This window comes from Ruicaihuangia caeni (genome assembly GCF_040536845.1).
In the GTDB taxonomy this organism is placed as follows: Bacteria; Actinomycetota; Actinomycetes; order Actinomycetales; family Microbacteriaceae; genus Ruicaihuangia; species Ruicaihuangia caeni.
Genome location: NZ_CP159582.1, coordinates 794,360 through 809,242 on the forward strand (window position 1 = coordinate 794,360; position 14,883 = coordinate 809,242).

12 protein-coding genes are annotated in these 14,883 nt (G+C 69.4%); 7 read left to right on the forward strand and 5 right to left on the reverse strand.

The window, feature by feature from the left end; all coding sequences use genetic code 11:
• Position 1: 1 nt before the first annotated feature.
• Positions 2–682 carry an MtrAB system response regulator MtrA gene (mtrA, locus tag ABV606_RS03640; protein WP_281489232.1) on the reverse strand — a complete coding sequence of 227 codons (681 nt, stop codon included), beginning with the start codon at positions 680–682 and terminating at the stop codon, positions 2–4.
• Between the two features lie 126 nt (positions 683–808).
• On the opposite strand from mtrA, the gene ABV606_RS03645 reads away from it, so the two are divergent.
• From ABV606_RS03645 to ABV606_RS03665, 5 genes are read left to right on the forward strand one after another with little or no spacing between them, the layout of a single operon-like run.
• Positions 809–2,251, forward strand: coding sequence for a hypothetical protein (locus ABV606_RS03645; protein ID WP_353988384.1), 1,443 nt, complete (start codon positions 809–811; stop codon positions 2,249–2,251).
• Positions 2,251–2,886 (forward strand): DUF4129 domain-containing protein, encoded by a 636-nt coding sequence (locus ABV606_RS03650; protein ID WP_353988385.1) that lies wholly within the window; start codon positions 2,251–2,253, stop codon positions 2,884–2,886. The genes ABV606_RS03645 and ABV606_RS03650 overlap by 1 nt, the downstream gene beginning before the upstream one ends.
• A complete protein-coding gene (locus ABV606_RS03655; RefSeq protein ID WP_353988386.1) occupies positions 2,883–4,214 on the forward strand; it encodes a DUF4350 domain-containing protein in 1,332 nt (443 codons plus the stop codon). The genes ABV606_RS03650 and ABV606_RS03655 overlap by 4 nt, the downstream gene beginning before the upstream one ends.
• Entirely contained in the window at positions 4,207–5,178 is a 972-nt protein-coding gene (locus ABV606_RS03660; protein WP_353988387.1) for an AAA family ATPase, read from the forward strand. Before ABV606_RS03655 ends, ABV606_RS03660 begins: the two co-directional genes overlap by 8 nt.
• A 55-nt stretch (positions 5,179–5,233) precedes the next feature.
• Complete coding sequence (locus tag ABV606_RS03665; protein WP_353988388.1) at positions 5,234–6,544, forward strand: DUF58 domain-containing protein; 1,311 nt, start codon at positions 5,234–5,236, stop codon at positions 6,542–6,544.
• A gap of 104 nt (positions 6,545–6,648) precedes the next feature.
• Here the strand turns inward: ABV606_RS03665 and ABV606_RS03670 are convergent, their stop codons facing one another.
• Positions 6,649–7,644, reverse strand: coding sequence for a stage II sporulation protein M (locus ABV606_RS03670; protein WP_353988389.1), 996 nt, complete (start codon positions 7,642–7,644; stop codon positions 6,649–6,651).
• A gap of 16 nt (positions 7,645–7,660) precedes the next feature.
• On the opposite strand from ABV606_RS03670, the gene ABV606_RS03675 reads away from it, so the two are divergent.
• Entirely contained in the window at positions 7,661–8,518 is an 858-nt protein-coding gene (locus tag ABV606_RS03675; protein ID WP_353988390.1) for an RDD family protein, read from the forward strand.
• Positions 8,519–8,612: 94 nt separating this feature from the next.
• Here ABV606_RS03675 and ABV606_RS03680 read toward each other — a convergent pair whose 3' ends face one another.
• On the reverse strand, positions 8,613–11,198 hold the full coding sequence (locus tag ABV606_RS03680; protein WP_353988391.1) for an ATP-dependent DNA ligase: 2,586 nt from the start codon (positions 11,196–11,198) through the stop codon (positions 8,613–8,615).
• 76 nt (positions 11,199–11,274) lie between these two features.
• On the opposite strand from ABV606_RS03680, the gene ABV606_RS03685 reads away from it, so the two are divergent.
• Entirely contained in the window at positions 11,275–12,537 is a 1,263-nt protein-coding gene (locus ABV606_RS03685) for a Ku protein (RefSeq protein WP_353988392.1), read from the forward strand.
• Between the two features lie 103 nt (positions 12,538–12,640).
• Here ABV606_RS03685 and ABV606_RS03690 read toward each other — a convergent pair whose 3' ends face one another.
• Positions 12,641–13,171 carry a septum formation family protein gene (locus ABV606_RS03690; RefSeq protein WP_353988393.1) on the reverse strand — a complete coding sequence of 177 codons (531 nt, stop codon included), beginning with the start codon at positions 13,169–13,171 and terminating at the stop codon, positions 12,641–12,643.
• Between the two features lie 147 nt (positions 13,172–13,318).
• Positions 13,319–14,785, reverse strand: a complete 1,467-nt coding sequence (gene ahcY / locus ABV606_RS03695; RefSeq protein WP_353988394.1) for an adenosylhomocysteinase — start codon at positions 14,783–14,785, stop codon at positions 13,319–13,321.
• Positions 14,786–14,883 lie beyond the last annotated feature (98 nt).

The window sequence follows — 14,883 nt, forward strand, 5'->3', positions numbered from 1 at the left end:
CTCAGTCGCCGTTGCCGGCGCGGTAGCCGACGCCGCGCACGGTTGTGACGATGCGCGGGTTGTCGGGGTCTTCCTCGATCTTCGCGCGCAGGCGTTGCACGTGCACGTTCACCAGCCGGGTGTCGGCCTTGTAGTGGTATCCCCACACCTGCTCGAGCAGCATCTCGCGCGTGAACACCTGGTTGGGCTTCATCGCGAGCGCCAGCAGCAGTTCGAACTCGAGCGGGGTGAGGTTGATGCGGGTGTCGCCCCGACGCACCTCGTGGCCAGGCACGTCGAGGGTGAGGTCTCCGATGTGCAGCAGTTCGGCACTGGGCTCGGATGCCGGGCGCAGGCGCGTGCGGATTCGCGCGACCAGTTCCTTGGGGTTGAAGGGCTTCACGACGTAGTCGTCGGCGCCGCTCTCAAGACCTTTCACCACGTCGGTGGTGTCGCTCTTGGCGGTGAGCATGATGATGGGCACGCCGCTCTCGGCCCGGATGAGCCGGCATACCTCGATGCCGTCGAGCCCCGGCAGCATGAGGTCGAGCAGCACGAGGTCGGGCTTGGACCTGCGGAACGCGTCGAGGGCCGCGGCGCCGTCAGAGGAGAACTGCGGGTCGAATCCCTCGGTGCGCAGCACGATGCCGATCATCTCGGCGAGCGCGACGTCGTCGTCGACCACCAGAATGCGCGCGTTCATCAGAACTTCCCTCGAGACCAGGTTTTCGCACAAGCGTAGCCGAGTGTGAAACCATGAAGGCGAAGGCCAGAGAACCGCGGATTCCCGGTGCTCGCGGCGGGTCGCAGCGGAGCAGCGCGCTGTCGCGTGACACAGCCGGAACGCGGCGTCTTCACGTTCGAGATTCATGAGATGCGGGGGCAGCGGTTCGTGAGCGAAGACCAGCAGTGGCAGGCGCCTGAGAGCACCGGCCCCGAGAACTCAGCGGCAGCCGATTCCGCGTCGGCGAACCCGGCGCCGACGAGCCCGGCGACGCCTTCCGAGCAGCTCAACCAAGACCCGCCTCGATACGGCGCTCGCGCAGAGGGCTCCGGATCTCCCACGCCGGGCGAGCAGCCCTACGGTTCCCCTACCGGGAGCGCGCCTACGTATGGCGCACAAGTGCCGCCTGCCTACGGCGCGCCGCCGTATGGAGCGCCCGCCTATGGCGCACCGGGCGGCCAGCCGTACGGGGCACCGCAGGCCACCGGCTGGACGCCCCCGCCCAAGCCCGGCTTGATCCCGTTGCGACCGCTCTCGCTCGGTGACGTTCTCGGAGCGTCGTTCCAGGTGCTGCGGCGCAACCCGAAGCCGACGTTCGGCGTCTCCCTGCTGTGGCAGGCGATCGTCATCGTGCTGACCGTCGTGTTGATGGGAGGGGTGACGGCGCTGGTGGTCTGGCGCACCAGCATGGCGAGCGGCGCGGATGCCGATGCGGTCGCCGCGGGCGGGGTCGCCGCCATTCTGGTGTCGGCGGTCGTGCCCCTGCTGCTCTCGGTGGTCGCAGCCGGGCTCATGCAGGGCATCATCGCGCTCGAGGTCGCGCGGGGTGCCGTCGGTGAGAAGCTGCGGTTCCGCGGGCTGTGGCAATCGGCGCGCGGCCGGCTAGGGGCGCTGGTGGGCTGGACGCTGCTCGTCACGCTGGCCGTGCTCATCGCGATCGGCATCGTGGTGGCCGCGGTGGTCGGCCTCGGCTTCGCGGTGGGCGGTGCGGTCGGGATCGCCATCGCTGTCGTCCTGAGCATCTTCGCGGTGCTCGGCGCGCTCGCCATCGGTGCCTGGCTCGGCACCAAGCTCGCCCTGGTGCCGAGCGCGCTGATGATCGAACGCCTCCCGCTGCGCGAGGCCGTCGCCCGCTCGTGGACGCTCGTCTCCGGGCATTTCTGGCGGAGCTTCGGCATCCTGCTGCTGGTCGCCGTCATCCTGAATGTCGCCTCGCAGATCGTGACGACACCGATGAGCCTGCTGCTCGGCATGGTGACTCCGCTCTTCTCCCTCGATGACAATGAGACGTCGGCAGTCGTTACCGGGCTCGTGGTGTACCTGCTGCTCATTGCCGTGTCGCTCGTCGTCGCCGCCGTGGCCCTGGTGGTGCAGGCGGCGACCGCGAGCCTGATCTACATCGACCTGCGCATGCGCAAGGAAGGTCTCGATCTCGAGCTGCAGCGGTTCGTCGAGGCGCGCCACCAGCCAGGGGCCGACGCGCGCGACCCTCTGCTGCCAGGTTCGACGGCGCGGGGAGCCGAGCCGGGCTGGTCAGCTCAGGCGTGATGAGGCTCACCGAGGCGCCGCTCGACCCGAGCGCAGATGAAGCGCGCGAGTGGGTGCTGCGCGAACTCGCCGACCCGGCGTACCAGGCCGCACAGCCGACTTGGTGGGACCGGCTGTCGCAAGCGTTCTGGGAGTGGCTCACGTCGCTCGAACTCGGCGGGGGTGAGGGGCCGCCCGTTCTGGCTCTCGCCGTGATCGGCGGCCTGATCGCCATCGGCCTTCTCGTCGCGTTCCTCGTGTACGGCTTGCCACGCCTCAACAAGCGCAGCGCCGCGACCATCGAGCTCTTCGGCGACGACGACACGCGGGATGCCGCAGAGCTGCGCCGCGCCGCCCAGCTCGCCGCGAGCGCAGAGCGCTGGGACGAAGCCATCGCGGAATCATTCCGCGCGATTGCGCGCGGTCTCGTGGAACGCACGCTCGTGCAGGTGCTCCCCGGCACCACAGCCACCGAATTCGCACGCCGGGCGAGCGCGGTGTTCGTCGATGAGCGGGACGAACTGGCAGCGGCCGCCTCAGCCTTCGACCGGGTGCGGTATCTCGGCGAGCCGGGCACTCGCGAGACCTATGAGCGGATGACGGCCCTCGACACGCGACTGCGTCAGCGCCGCGCGAGCGAGGTGCTGCCCGCATGACGGTGCTCACTCCAGCCGCCCGCACAGTCGCGCGGCGAACGGTGTTCTGGGTCGCTGCGGCGACCTTCGTGGTCCTGATCGGGCTGCTGATGATGGCGATGGCCGGCTCGAGCGCCGAGAGCGAGCGCCTCGCTCCCTCGAGCGCCGCTCCGGCCGGCGCCCGTGCCGTGACCGAGGTGCTGAGGGACAACGGCATCGAGGTCGTCGAAGCGGAGTCGCTCGCCGAGGTGCGCGACACCCTCGACGGCAGCCGCTCCGGCGGGTCGACACTGCTCGTCCACGACGTGCGCGGCATCCTCGAGGGCGACCGTCTGCAGGAGCTCGCCCAGCTTGGTGATCGCCTGGTGCTGCTCGAGCCCGATTTCGCCGCGCTCGACGCCCTGGCGCCCGCACTTGCGCTCGCCGGTTCGGTCGACGGCGCACTCGACGCCGAATGCTCGCTGCGGGCGGCTGTCAATGCCGGCACCATCACCGGCGACGGCCAGGGGTACCGCGTGATCGACGCCGATGCGAACGCGACTGCGTGCTTCGGCAGCGGCGACGACATCTTCTCCCTCATCGAGCTGGCCGAGCGTGATCGCAGCGTCACGGTCCTCGGGGCGACGGCGGCGTTGACGAACGAGCTCATTGCGGCCGAAGGAAACGCGGCCCTCGCACTGACGCTGTTCGGCGAGCGGCCGACACTGGTCTGGTACGTGCCCGGTCCCGCCGACCTCCCGGCATCCGATGCACCCATCACCGCCTACCTGCCGCACTGGGTGTCGGTCATCTCGATCGCCCTCCTCGCGGTCGGAATCGCTGCCGCGTTCTGGCGGGGCCGACGACTGGGTCCGCTCGTGGTCGAGCAACTGCCGGTCGTCGTTCCCTCCGGCGAAGTGACGGAGGGACGTGCTCGGCTCTACGAGCGGAACGGCGCCCGGCTGCACGCCATCGACTCGCTGCGCATCGCCACCATCGACCGGCTCGCGCGCAGTTGCGGGCTCCCCCGCACCGCGGGCGTCGACGAGGCCGCCGCAGCGGTCGCCGCCATCGCCGGCCGGCCGACCGCGCAGGTGCGCGCAGCGCTCGTCGACAGCGAGCCGAGAAACGACGCCGAGCTCGTGCGGCTCTCCGACGAACTGCTGAGCCTCGAGGATGCTGTCGAGCGCGCGCTCGGCGGACCCCGCGCGGAACGCGGGAGCACGGCATCCGGCCGTGGCTCCCCCGTCGTGCGGTCATCCGGCGCATCCACTTCCCCGACCGGCAAGGCTCGCCGCAACGCCCGGAATGATGGCTCGTTCAATGAGCGCCACGCTCCCGATGAAAGGAACACCCCCGACCATGGCTGAACCCACTGATCGCGACCACGAGCTCCGTTCGGCATTCAGCCGCGTGCGCGCGGAGGTGTCGAAAGCCGTGGTCGGCCAGGACGGCGCCGTCACCGGGCTCATCATCGCGCTGCTCGCCGATGGACACGTGCTGCTCGAGGGAGTCCCCGGTGTCGCGAAGACGCTGCTCGTGCGCACGCTCAGCCACACCATGCACCTCGACACCAAGCGTGTGCAGTTCACGCCCGACCTCATGCCGGGCGATGTGACGGGGTCGCTGGTGTATGACGCGAAATCGGGCGAGTTCGAGTTCCGTGAAGGGCCGGTGTTCACCAACATCCTGCTCGCCGACGAGATCAACCGCACACCACCGAAGACGCAGTCGGCGTTGCTGGAGGCCATGGAGGAGCGCCAGGTCTCTGTCGACGGCCGCACTCGCAGACTGCCCGTGCCGTTCATGGTCGCGGCCACCCAGAACCCGGTCGAGTACGAGGGCACATACACCCTGCCCGAGGCCCAGCTCGACCGCTTCCTTCTGAAACTCGTGCTCGACCTGCCGGCACGCGATGCCGAGGTCGAGGTGCTGGTGCGGCACTCCTCCGGCTTCAACCCGCGCGACCTCGTCGCGGCCGGAGTGCAGCCGGTGCTGGGCGCTGAGGAGCTCATCGCCGCCCGCGCTTCGGTCGCTCGCGTGGCAGCCAGCGGCGATGTGCTGGCATACGCGGTCGACCTCGCGAGGGCGACCCGCCAGTCGCCCTCGGTCAAGCTCGGAGTGAGTCCGCGCGGCACGACCGCGTTGCTCGCGGCTTCGAAAGCCTGGGCCTGGCTGCAGGGATTCGATGCGATCACGCCCGATCACGTGCAGGCCATGGCGCTCCCCGTGCTGCGGCACCGGCTTCAGTTGCGGCCGGAGGCAGAGCTCGAGGGCGTTTCAGCCGACAGCATCCTGCGCTCGATCATGCAGCAGGTGCAGGTGCCCATCTGATGACGACGGATGCCGAGGCGCTTCTCACGCCAACGCCTCGCGGGGGTGAGCACCCGTGGCCGTGAGCGGCTGGCTCGTGCTGCTGGTGGCGGCGGGCATCGTGCCGGTCGTGCTGCTCGACGCGCCGGTGGTGCTCTGGTGGTGGCTGCTGGGAGTGGCCGTGCTGGTCGCGGTCGACCTGCTGCTGGCGGCATCCCCCCGTGCACTGCGGTTCGAACGAGAGCTGCCGGCTCGCACGAGGCTCGGCGAATCGGTGACCGCCCGCTTGCTGATCACGAACCCCGCACGGCGCAGCCTGCGCGGCGTGGTGCGTGATGCCTGGCAGCCGTCGGCCGGGGCGGTTCGCACACGGCATCGCATCACTGTGCCCGCTGGAGAGCGACGCGCAGTCGAGACGCGATTGCGCCCGTTCCGTCGAGGCGAACGCCGCGCTGAGCACGTGACCGTTCGCTCCTTCGGACCGCTCCGGCTCGCGGCCCGCCAGGCGACGGTCGCGGTGACGGGTACGCTGCGCGTGCTGCCGCCCTTCGCGTCGCGCAAGCATTTGCCCTCCCGCCTGGCGCGGCTCCGCGAACTCGACGGCCGCACCAGCGTGATGATCCGGGGACAGGGCACCGAGTTCGACAGTCTCCGCGAGTATGTGCGAGGCGACGATGTGCGCTCGATCGACTGGCGCGCGACCGCGCGGCGCACCGATCCGACCGGCGCGCAGAAGCTCGTGGTGCGCACCTGGCGACCCGAGCGCGACCGGCGGGTCGTGATCGTGGTCGACACGGGTCGTCTTTCGGCCGCACGCGTGGGCGACGAGCCGCGCATCGACACCGCCTTCGAGTCGTCGCTGCTGCTCGGGGCGCTGGCCTCCCACGCAGGCGACCGCGTCGACCTGGTCATGGTCGACAGACGCGTGCGCGGGCGCGTGCAAGGTGCAACAGGTGCTGAACTGCTGACGCGCATGGTCGAGGCGATGGCACCTGTCGAGCCGGAGCTCATCGAGACCGATTGGGCCGCAGTGCCCGGCATCGTCCGCTCGGTGACCACCCAGCGCGCCTTGCTCGTGCTGCTCACCGCGATCGACGGAATCGGCTCGTCGCGGAGTCTTCTGTCAGTGCTGCCACAACTCACCGAGAAGCACCTGGTGATGGTCGCCTCGGTCAGCGACCCGGCAGAAGTGGAGGCCGCCCGGCAGCGCGGAGACGCCCGTGAGGTGTACCGTGCGGCTGCTGCCGAGCGCTCGCTGCTCGATGCAGGTCGCGTCGCGGCCGCGATCAACAGGCTGGGCGGCGAAGTCGTGCTCGGCGCGCCGGCCGAGTTGCCGCCCGCCGTCGCCGACCGGTACCTGGCGCTGAAGGCGGCGGGGCGCCTCTAGGCGCGTCGGGCTACACCGGTCTGGCGTGCTCGGGTCTTGCTCGGACCGATCTGACGCACGCGGGGCAGGCGCGCCGGGGTCAGGCGCCCCAGGTCAGGTGCAGCTCAGGCGGCGACGATGCGACGCGCCCCGGCTTCGAACGCCTCAAGGTCTCCGGTCTGGCCGGCGCGGAAGGCGCGACGACCGAGGCCCCACTGATACCAGAGGAACGCGGCGAGCGCGATCGTGCCGATGCCGATCTTGATCGGCCATGGCCAATCCTGGCGCGTCACGTATCCCTCGATGACGCCTGAGACGAGTAGGGAGAGCACGAGGCCGATGACGATCGTGAACAGGGCGCGGCCGTCTTCGGCGAGCGCCTGCGTTCGCGTACGGGCTCCCGGAGCGACCCACGACCAGAAGATCATCAGCCCTGCCGCCGCTGCGACGAACACCGAGTACAGCTCGAGCTGCCCGTGCGGCGAGATGTAGAGGAAGAAGTGATCGAGCCTGCCGAACTCGTGCATGACCGCCGCCGAGGTGCCCAGGCCCTGTGCATTCTGGAACAGCACGACCGGCACCCAGACGCCCGTGATCCCGAACGCCACGCATTGGGCCGCGATGAACGCATTGTTCGTCCACACCTGTGCGCCGAACGACGCCTCTGCGCGATCGGAGTAGTAGCCCACGAACTCCTGCTCGGCGTACCGGCGCAGCTGCTCGTACGGGCCGAGCCCCGCGAGCACCTCCGGATTCGAGGCTATCCACACCGCGTACAGCGCAGCGACCGCGGTGGTGGCCGCGGCGACAGCGAGCGTCGTGTACCGCACGCGGTAGAGCGCAGCAGGCAGTTGCACGGCGAAGAACACAGTGAGCTGGTGCAGCACGTTCGTGCCTGTCCCAGTGAAGCGCAGGCGCGCTCGCGACAGCACGAGGCTCAGCCGGTCGCCCTGCACCGACCGTCCTGCCGATGTCTTCATCGCCGAGAGCTGGCTCGCCCCCGCGCGATACCGCTCGATCAGCTCGTCGGCTTCGGCGCCCGTGAAGCGGCGCTTCGCAGCAAGCTCGCCCAAACGGCGCCACTCGTCGCGATGCGCGGCGGAATATGCCTCGAGATCCATCTGATTAGATGATGGCATGGCTGCGCCCGACCCGAGATTCGTCGTGCAGCACGAGGCGGATGCCGACGAACTGATCACCGGCGAAGCGGTCGGCCTCGACCTCCGTCCCACGAGCTTCGTGCTCCGCGCAGCCGGCGCGATCATCGACTTCGTCACCTACGCGGGCGGGCTGCTGGTGTTCATGCTGCTGCTGTTCCAGGCGGTCGCATGGCTCGGCGTCGATGAGGCGATGACGACCGCGCTGGCGCTCGCTGGAGTGGTGCTGTGCATCGTCGTGGCGCCGCTCGTGGTCGAGCTCGCGACGCGCGGGCGCTCGCTCGGCAAGCTGGCTGTCGGCGCCAGGATCGTGCGCGACGACGGCGGCGCCATCGGCTTCCGGCACGCGTTCATCCGCGCCCTCGTCGGTCTTTTCGAGATCTTCCTCACGCTCGGGGGCGGTGCAGCAGTCATCGGGCTGCTGAGTCCGCGAGCCAAGCGCCTCGGCGACCTCTTGGCCGGCACCTATAGCCAGCACGAACGCTTGCCGAAGACAGATCCACCCGTGTACGGCGTGCCTGTGGAGCTCCAGACGTGGGCGGTCACCGCCGATGTCGCGCGCCTGCCCGACCCGCTCGCGAGGCGCATCACGGCGTTCCTCGCCCAAGCGCCGAGGTTCACGGAGGCGACGCGGCAGCGGTTGAGCGCCGAGCTCGCGCACGAGGCATCCGTCTTCGTCTCGCCCTTGCCCCATGTGCCCGCAGAGCTGTTCCTCGCCGGCGTCGCGGCCCTGCGCCGCGAACGAGAGGCCGAGGCGCTTCGGCTGCAGGCACACCGGCTCAAGCAGCTCGCGCCGACGCTCGAGGCGCTGCCGCACCGCTTCCCCGAACGCGGCTGAGCGGCTGCTCCGGGCCAAGCCGACACTCGTCGATCAGCGGGCGTGCGGTCGCCTCCCGCCGGATAGGAGCCACCTGGGCCCGGATGCTCGACACCTAAACGCCGGCGTGCTCCTCGATGATTTGGTCGGGACGCTTGTCGGCCCGCAGGCCGCGCCACACGGGATGCCGGAGCCGGCGCGTGTCAGTCCACTCGGTGAAGCTGACCTCGCCGACCAGTTGCGGGCTCACCCACACGGCGTCGGCCGCGTCGGCGTCGGGAACCCCGGTGATCGCGGGCTTCGCCCGTTGCAGGGGCTCCAGCATCCGTAGGAGCGCTGCCCGGGATGCGGTGTCGAATCCGGTTCCGACGCGGCCCGCATAGCGAAGGGCATCGCCCTCGGGCACTGCCACCAGCAGCGAGCCGAGACTGCCCTTTCGCTCGCCTCGGCCCGGCCGCCAACCGCCGATGACCACCTCCTGAGTGCTGTGGAACTTGATCTTCGTCCAGGCGCCGCTCCGTCGCCCCTGCTCGTAGTCGGAGCCGACCCGCTTGGCGACCACACCCTCGAGATCGAGCGCACTCGCCGCATTGAGCGCGGCATCCACATCGCCGTCGAACGCCGGAGGCACGTCGAGCACGCCATCGACGGGCGTGATCGTCTCGCCGAGGGCCTGCCGTCGCGCCCGGTAATCGCGGCCGACCAGTGGTAGCCCATCGCGCTCGAGCAGGTCGAAGGCGTAGAAGCGGACGGGCACCGCGCGTGCTGCCGCGCGGATCTCGCCCGGTTTCGTTCGGTTCATCCGCTGCTGCAACCGGCCGAAGCTCGGCCGGCCGCGCGAGTCGAGCGCCACGATCTCGCCGTCGATCACGGCCGACGACGACCGAACGCCCTGCGCGATCGCGGCGAGTTCGGGGTACTGCGAGGTGAGATCGCGGTGATTTCGGCTCACCAGCGTCACCGCATCCCCGTCGACGGTCACGAGCGCCCGGATGCCGTCCCACTTCATCTCCACCGACCAGTCGCCGTCGCGAAGGTCAGCCCGCGTGCCGGCCAGCGCGAGCATCGTGCTGTAGCGGTGCGGGTCGGTGCGCTCAGCGGCCACCGGCTCGGTGGTGGTCGAGGCGTGGCTGGGTGCGACGATCGCGGCGGCGCGGGAGCGGGGCCGGCCGGCGCCTCCGGCATCCGGCTTGCGGCGATGGATGAGCCACTGGCTCTTCTCCCCCTCGCCCTTGGTGCGAATCAGGGCGAATCGCGCGGTGCCCCCGACACCCCCGCCTTCGCGACCGTGCAGAGTGACGAGCACCTCATCGTCTCGCCACTTCTCGAGCTCGTAGGTGCCGGCGTCCCAGATGGTCACAGTGCCGGCTCCGTACTCGCCTTTGGGGATGGTGCCGGCGAAGTCGCCGTACTCGAGAGGGTGATCCTCTGTCTGCACCGCCAGGTGGTTCCGTGCCGGGTCTTCGGGTGTGAGCCTCGGCACGGCCCAGCTCACCAGCACGCCATCGCGCTCGAGCCGGAAGTCGTGGTGGTGACGGGTCGCGTAGTGGTCCTGGATCACGAAGCGTCCGGCGGCATCCGCGGGCGGAGGAACGATCGAGCCGTCGTCTGCGGTGAACAACTGGCCCTCCGCCGCAGCGGCAGTGGTGCCCGAGACGGCCGCTTGCCCCGGCGGCGGCACGGGCTCTGGAGTGCGGCTGGCATCGCGCTTGGCCCGGTACGCATCGAGCGCTGAGGCGGCGGCGGGACGCGACATCCGCTCCCCTGTCTCAGTGTCGATGAGCCCGAGCAGCAGATCGCCCTGCCGGTCGAGACGCTCGAGCACCTGGCGGAAGTCGAGGTGCTCAAGGCCCGGCTGCTCGATCTCCTTCCAACTGCGAGGCGCCGCGACGGTGGGGCGCGCCCGACCTCGCAGCGAGTACGGCGCGATGGTGGTCTTCTTCGCGTTGTTCTGGCTCCAATCGATCAGCACCTTGCCGCGCCGCAGCGTCTTCTTCATATCGCTGACGATGAGATCGCGGTGGTCCGCTTCGAGCGCGCGAGCGATCTCCTTGGCGACATCGCTGAGTTGCGCCGAGGTGTACTTGCGGTCCACGTGCGCGTACAGGTGGATGCCCTTGCTGCCGCTCGTCACCGGCAGGGCGTCGAGTCCCATGCCCCGCAGGATGCCGCGAACAAGCAGCGCCACCTCGCTGCACTCCGCCAGCCCCGCCCCCTCGCCGGGGTCGAGGTCGAGCACCAACCGGTCGGGGTTCCCCTGCTTGCCGGTCTCGTCGAGCTGCCACTGCGGCACATGCAGTTCCAGCGCGCCGAGCTGGGCGCACCAGATGAGGGTGGCGAGGTCGTTCACGAGCGGATACTGCGCCACCCGACTGGTGTGCTGCACATGGCCGCGCGGTACCCACGCCGGGGTGGAGTCGGGCAGGTTCTTCTCGAAGAAGGGCTCCAAGGGCGCGGATGCTGTGCCGACGCCGTCGACCCAGCGCTTGCGGGTGGCGGGGCGGAACGCGGTGTGCGGCAGCATGAACGGCGCCACGGCGGTGTAGTACTCGAGCACTTCGCGCTTCGTGGTGCCCGTCTCGGGATAGATGATCTTGTCGAGGTGGGTCAAGCGGAGGCGGCGGTCGCCGATCGCGACGACCTGAGCGTCGCGTCCCCCGCTCGGCGCACTTCGCGCGGCGCGTGTGCTCGTTCGGGCCATGGGACATGGTGACCCGGACGCGCAAGCCCGCGCTGCGAGAGGTGGCACGAAGAGCCCGGCAGAGCACACTGTGTGCATGAGAGCCATCTGGAAAGGGGCGCTCACGTTCGGGCTCGTGAACGTTCCGGTGAAGTTGTACGCCGCTACTGAGGACCACGACGTGTCGCTGCATATGGTGCACGACCGCGATGGCGGCCGCATCCGCTTCCAGCGCCGCTGCGAAGTGTGCAACCAGGTCGTGAAGTACCAGGACATCGACAAGGCCTACGACGATGGCGAGCGCACGGTCGTGCTCACCGACAAGGACCTGGCGGCGCTGCCGGCTGAGCGGAGTCGTGAGATCGAGGTGGTCGAGTTCGTGCCGAGCGAACAGATCGACCCGATCATGCTCGACAAGAGCTATTTCCTCGAGCCCGACTCGGCATCTCCGAAGGCCTACCAGTTGCTGCTGCGCACGCTCGAGTCGACCGACCGCACCGCGATCGTGCGCTTCGCGCTCCGGCAGAAGACGCGTCTCGCTGCGCTCCGGGTGCGCGAGGGCGTGCTGGTGATCCAGACGATGCTGTGGGCCGACGAAGTGCGTGACGCGAGCTTCCCCGCGCTGGATCAGAAGGTACGCATCTCCGAGAAGGAGCTCGAGCTCTCGGCGGCGCTCGTCGAGTCGTTCGCCGATGACTTCGAGCCCGACCAGTTCGTGGATGAGTACCAGCAGGAACTGCGCACGCTCATCGAGGCGAAGCTCGAGCAGGGCGACGCCATCGACACCGAGGCGACATTCGGCGAGGCGCCAGAAGAGGAAGGCGGCGAGGTCATCGACCTGATGCAGGCGCTGCGAGCCAGCGTGGCCAAGGCGCGCGGCGGGGCGGATGCCGGCGGCGCAGCAGCCGGGGAGGAAGTCGGGTCCGACGAGGGTGACGCTGCCGACGTCGAGGTCGGCGCCGAGAAGCCGGCCACCAAGCGGCGCGCGTCGACGACCAAGGCCAAGACGGCATCCGAATCGAAGTCGTCTCGAACGGCTTCGAAAGCGACAGAAGCCGACGAGGCAGAATCCTCGGGAAGCCCGAAGACCCCGGCGAGCGGGAAGAAGGCGACCACATCGACCAAGAGCAGCGGCGGACGCAAGACGGCCGCATCGGCTGCGAAGTCCACGACCTCCCGCAAGACCACGGCGTCATCCAAGAGCACGGCGTCATCCAAGAGCACGGCCAAGCCTGCAGCGAAGCGACCGGCCGCGCGGAAGGCGACCGGCGCGAAGACCACGGCGGCGGCGGCGAAGACGACGGCACCGAAGGCGACGGCACCGAAGACGACGGCGCCGAAGAAGCGGAAGGCGAGCTGATCAGGGCCGGACGTCCAGCATCCGAGGCAGGTGTCGAATAAGGAGCCGGAACGATTCAGGGCCGGCGCGAACGCCGACCCTGAATCGAGAGAGTGCGCTGCGGTCAGCGAGCCGCCCCGGCCAGCGTGCCGCTCACGCGGCCCGTGGTGTCCCAGATCGCGCAGACGACCTCGCGGTCATCGGCGGCCCAGGTCTCGCCCGACGGAGTGATCGGGAAGACGTCGAGCACCGATTCCTCGTACGGCATGCCGACGAACTCCTCGAAGGGCGGCACGCACTGCTCGAAGGCGGCCATCATGATCGCCTCGTCGCCGGGGTACTCGCCGTCTTCCATGTCGAAGATGTGGAAGACCTCGTTGTCGTGCGACTCTGAACAGGGAACGGCCGGCACATGCGCGATCGACTCGGAGGTGGTGTCGTTGAAGCAGTCGCCGACCTGCAGCGCGAACACGTCGGCATCGCCCGACTCGGTGACCTCGCGGGTATCGGCATCGCGGGTCACCGTCTCGCCACCGGGCAGCGAGCATCCGCTCACGGCGAGCGCGAGAGCGAAGACGCCGACGCCGGCGGCGATGGAGCGACGGACGGCGGTGGCTGCCGGCTTCGGAGCGGCTGCGGAGCGCAGAGCAGTCATGGTTGAAGTTCCTTCCTTGGCGCACGCGCGTCCGGCGTGCGTGCCGGCGTAGGAAGGAGCGGCGTTCACCGGACCACGCTGTCACCCGAGCGACTCTCGGGTTTCACCCCCAGTCTAGGGGTGACCAGTCGGCTGGGACCGTCTGCGTCAGTACCGGTAGTGCGCCACCTTGTAGGGCCCCTCGACGGCCACGCCGATGTACTCGGCCTGCTCCGGCGTGAGCTCCGTCAACTCGACGCCGAGCGCCGCGAGGTGCAGCCGTGCGACCTTCTCGTCGAGGTGCTTCGGCAGCACGTAGACGTCGAGGTCGTACCGGTCGCGATGGGCGTACAGCTCGATCTGCGCGAGCACCTGATTGGCGAACGAGTTGCTCATCACGAACGACGGGTGCCCGGTGGCGTTGCCCAGGTTCATGAGGCGCCCCTCGCTGAGCACGAGCACGCTTCTGCCCGACGGCATCCGCCACTCGTGCACCTGAGGCTTGATCTCGATCTTCTCGGCCTGGCCCTCGGCGGCGAGCGCCTCGAGACCGGCGATGTCGATCTCGTTGTCGAAGTGCCCGACATTCGCGACGATCGCCTGGTGCTTCATGCCTTGCAGGTGCTCGGCGGTGATGACGTTCTTGTTGCCGGTGCCGGTCACGAAGATGTCGACCTGATCGAGCACGCTTTCGATGCGGGCCACCTGGTAGCCGTCCATCGCCGCCTGCAGCGCGCAGATCGGGTCGATCTCGGTGACGATCACGCGCGCACCCTGGCCGCGCAGCGCCTCGGCGGCTCCCTTGCCGACGTCGCCGTAGCCGGCGACGAGGGCGACCTTGCCGCCCATCAGCACGTCGGTCGCCCGGTTCAGGCCGTCGGGCAGCGAGTGGCGGATGCCGTAGCGGTTGTCGAACTTCGACTTGGTCACCGAGTCGTTCACGTTGATCGCTGGGAAGAGCAGCTCGCCCTGCTTCGCGAGCTCGTAGAGGCGGTGTACGCCGGTCGTCGTCTCTTCGGTGACGCCGCCGATGCCGGCGGCGACCTTCGTCCAGCGATCGGGCTGCTCGGCCAGCGAGGTGCGCAGCACGTCGAGGATCACTCGATACTCGTGGCTGTCGCCGGCATCCGCTTCGGGCACCGATCCCGCCGCTTCGAACTCGCGCCCCTTGTGGACGAGCAGGGTGGCATCTCCACCGTCGTCGAGGATCATGTTCGGCCCGTCGAAGCCCTCGGCGCTCCAGTCGAAGATGCGCGACGTCGCCCACCAGTACTCTTCGAGCGTCTCGCCCTTCCAGGCGAATACGGGCACACCGGCAGGAGCGTCGGGCGTGCCGCTGCCGACGACGATCGCCGCGGCGGCCTCGTCCTGTGTCGAGAAGATGTTGCAGCTCGCCCAGCGCACAGTCGCGCCGAGGGCGACGAGCGTCTCGATGAGCACGGCGGTCTGCACGGTCATGTGCAGGCTTCCGGCGATGCGAGCACCCTTCAACGGCTGCTCGTCGGCGAACTCCTCGCGCAGCGCCATGAGCCCCGGCATCTCGTGCTCGGCGAGGCGGATCTGGTGCCGTCCCGCCTCGGCGAGGCTGATGTCGGCGACCTTGTAGTCGAGAGCGGTGAGTGACGGCGAGACCATGGTGTCGATTCTCCCACTGCGGAGACTGTGCGGCTTGCGAGCACGGAGGCCGTGCGCGAAGGCGCAGGAGCGCGCGGGGCGCGCCGTGACGCGGCAAG

What these genes read in the sequence shown, in the direction of transcription:
- mtrA (WP_281489232.1), bottom strand. Translation starts at nt 682, where the DNA reads ATGAACGCGCGCATTCTGGTGGTCGACGACGACGTCGCGCTCGCCGAG.
- ABV606_RS03650 (WP_353988385.1), top strand. Translation starts at nt 2,251, where the DNA reads ATGAGGCTCACCGAGGCGCCGCTCGACCCGAGCGCAGATGAAGCGCGC.
- ABV606_RS03655 (WP_353988386.1), top strand. Translation starts at nt 2,883, where the DNA reads ATGACGGTGCTCACTCCAGCCGCCCGCACAGTCGCGCGGCGAACGGTG.
- ABV606_RS03660 (WP_353988387.1), top strand. Translation starts at nt 4,207, where the DNA reads ATGGCTGAACCCACTGATCGCGACCACGAGCTCCGTTCGGCATTCAGC.
- ABV606_RS03670 (WP_353988389.1), bottom strand. Translation starts at nt 7,644, where the DNA reads ATGGATCTCGAGGCATATTCCGCCGCGCATCGCGACGAGTGGCGCCGT.
- ABV606_RS03675 (WP_353988390.1), top strand. Translation starts at nt 7,661, where the DNA reads ATGGCTGCGCCCGACCCGAGATTCGTCGTGCAGCACGAGGCGGATGCC.
- ABV606_RS03680 (WP_353988391.1), bottom strand. Translation starts at nt 11,198, where the DNA reads ATGGCCCGAACGAGCACACGCGCCGCGCGAAGTGCGCCGAGCGGGGGA.
- ABV606_RS03685 (WP_353988392.1), top strand. Translation starts at nt 11,275, where the DNA reads ATGAGAGCCATCTGGAAAGGGGCGCTCACGTTCGGGCTCGTGAACGTT.
- ABV606_RS03690 (WP_353988393.1), bottom strand. Translation starts at nt 13,171, where the DNA reads ATGACTGCTCTGCGCTCCGCAGCCGCTCCGAAGCCGGCAGCCACCGCC.
- ahcY (WP_353988394.1), bottom strand. Translation starts at nt 14,785, where the DNA reads ATGGTCTCGCCGTCACTCACCGCTCTCGACTACAAGGTCGCCGACATC.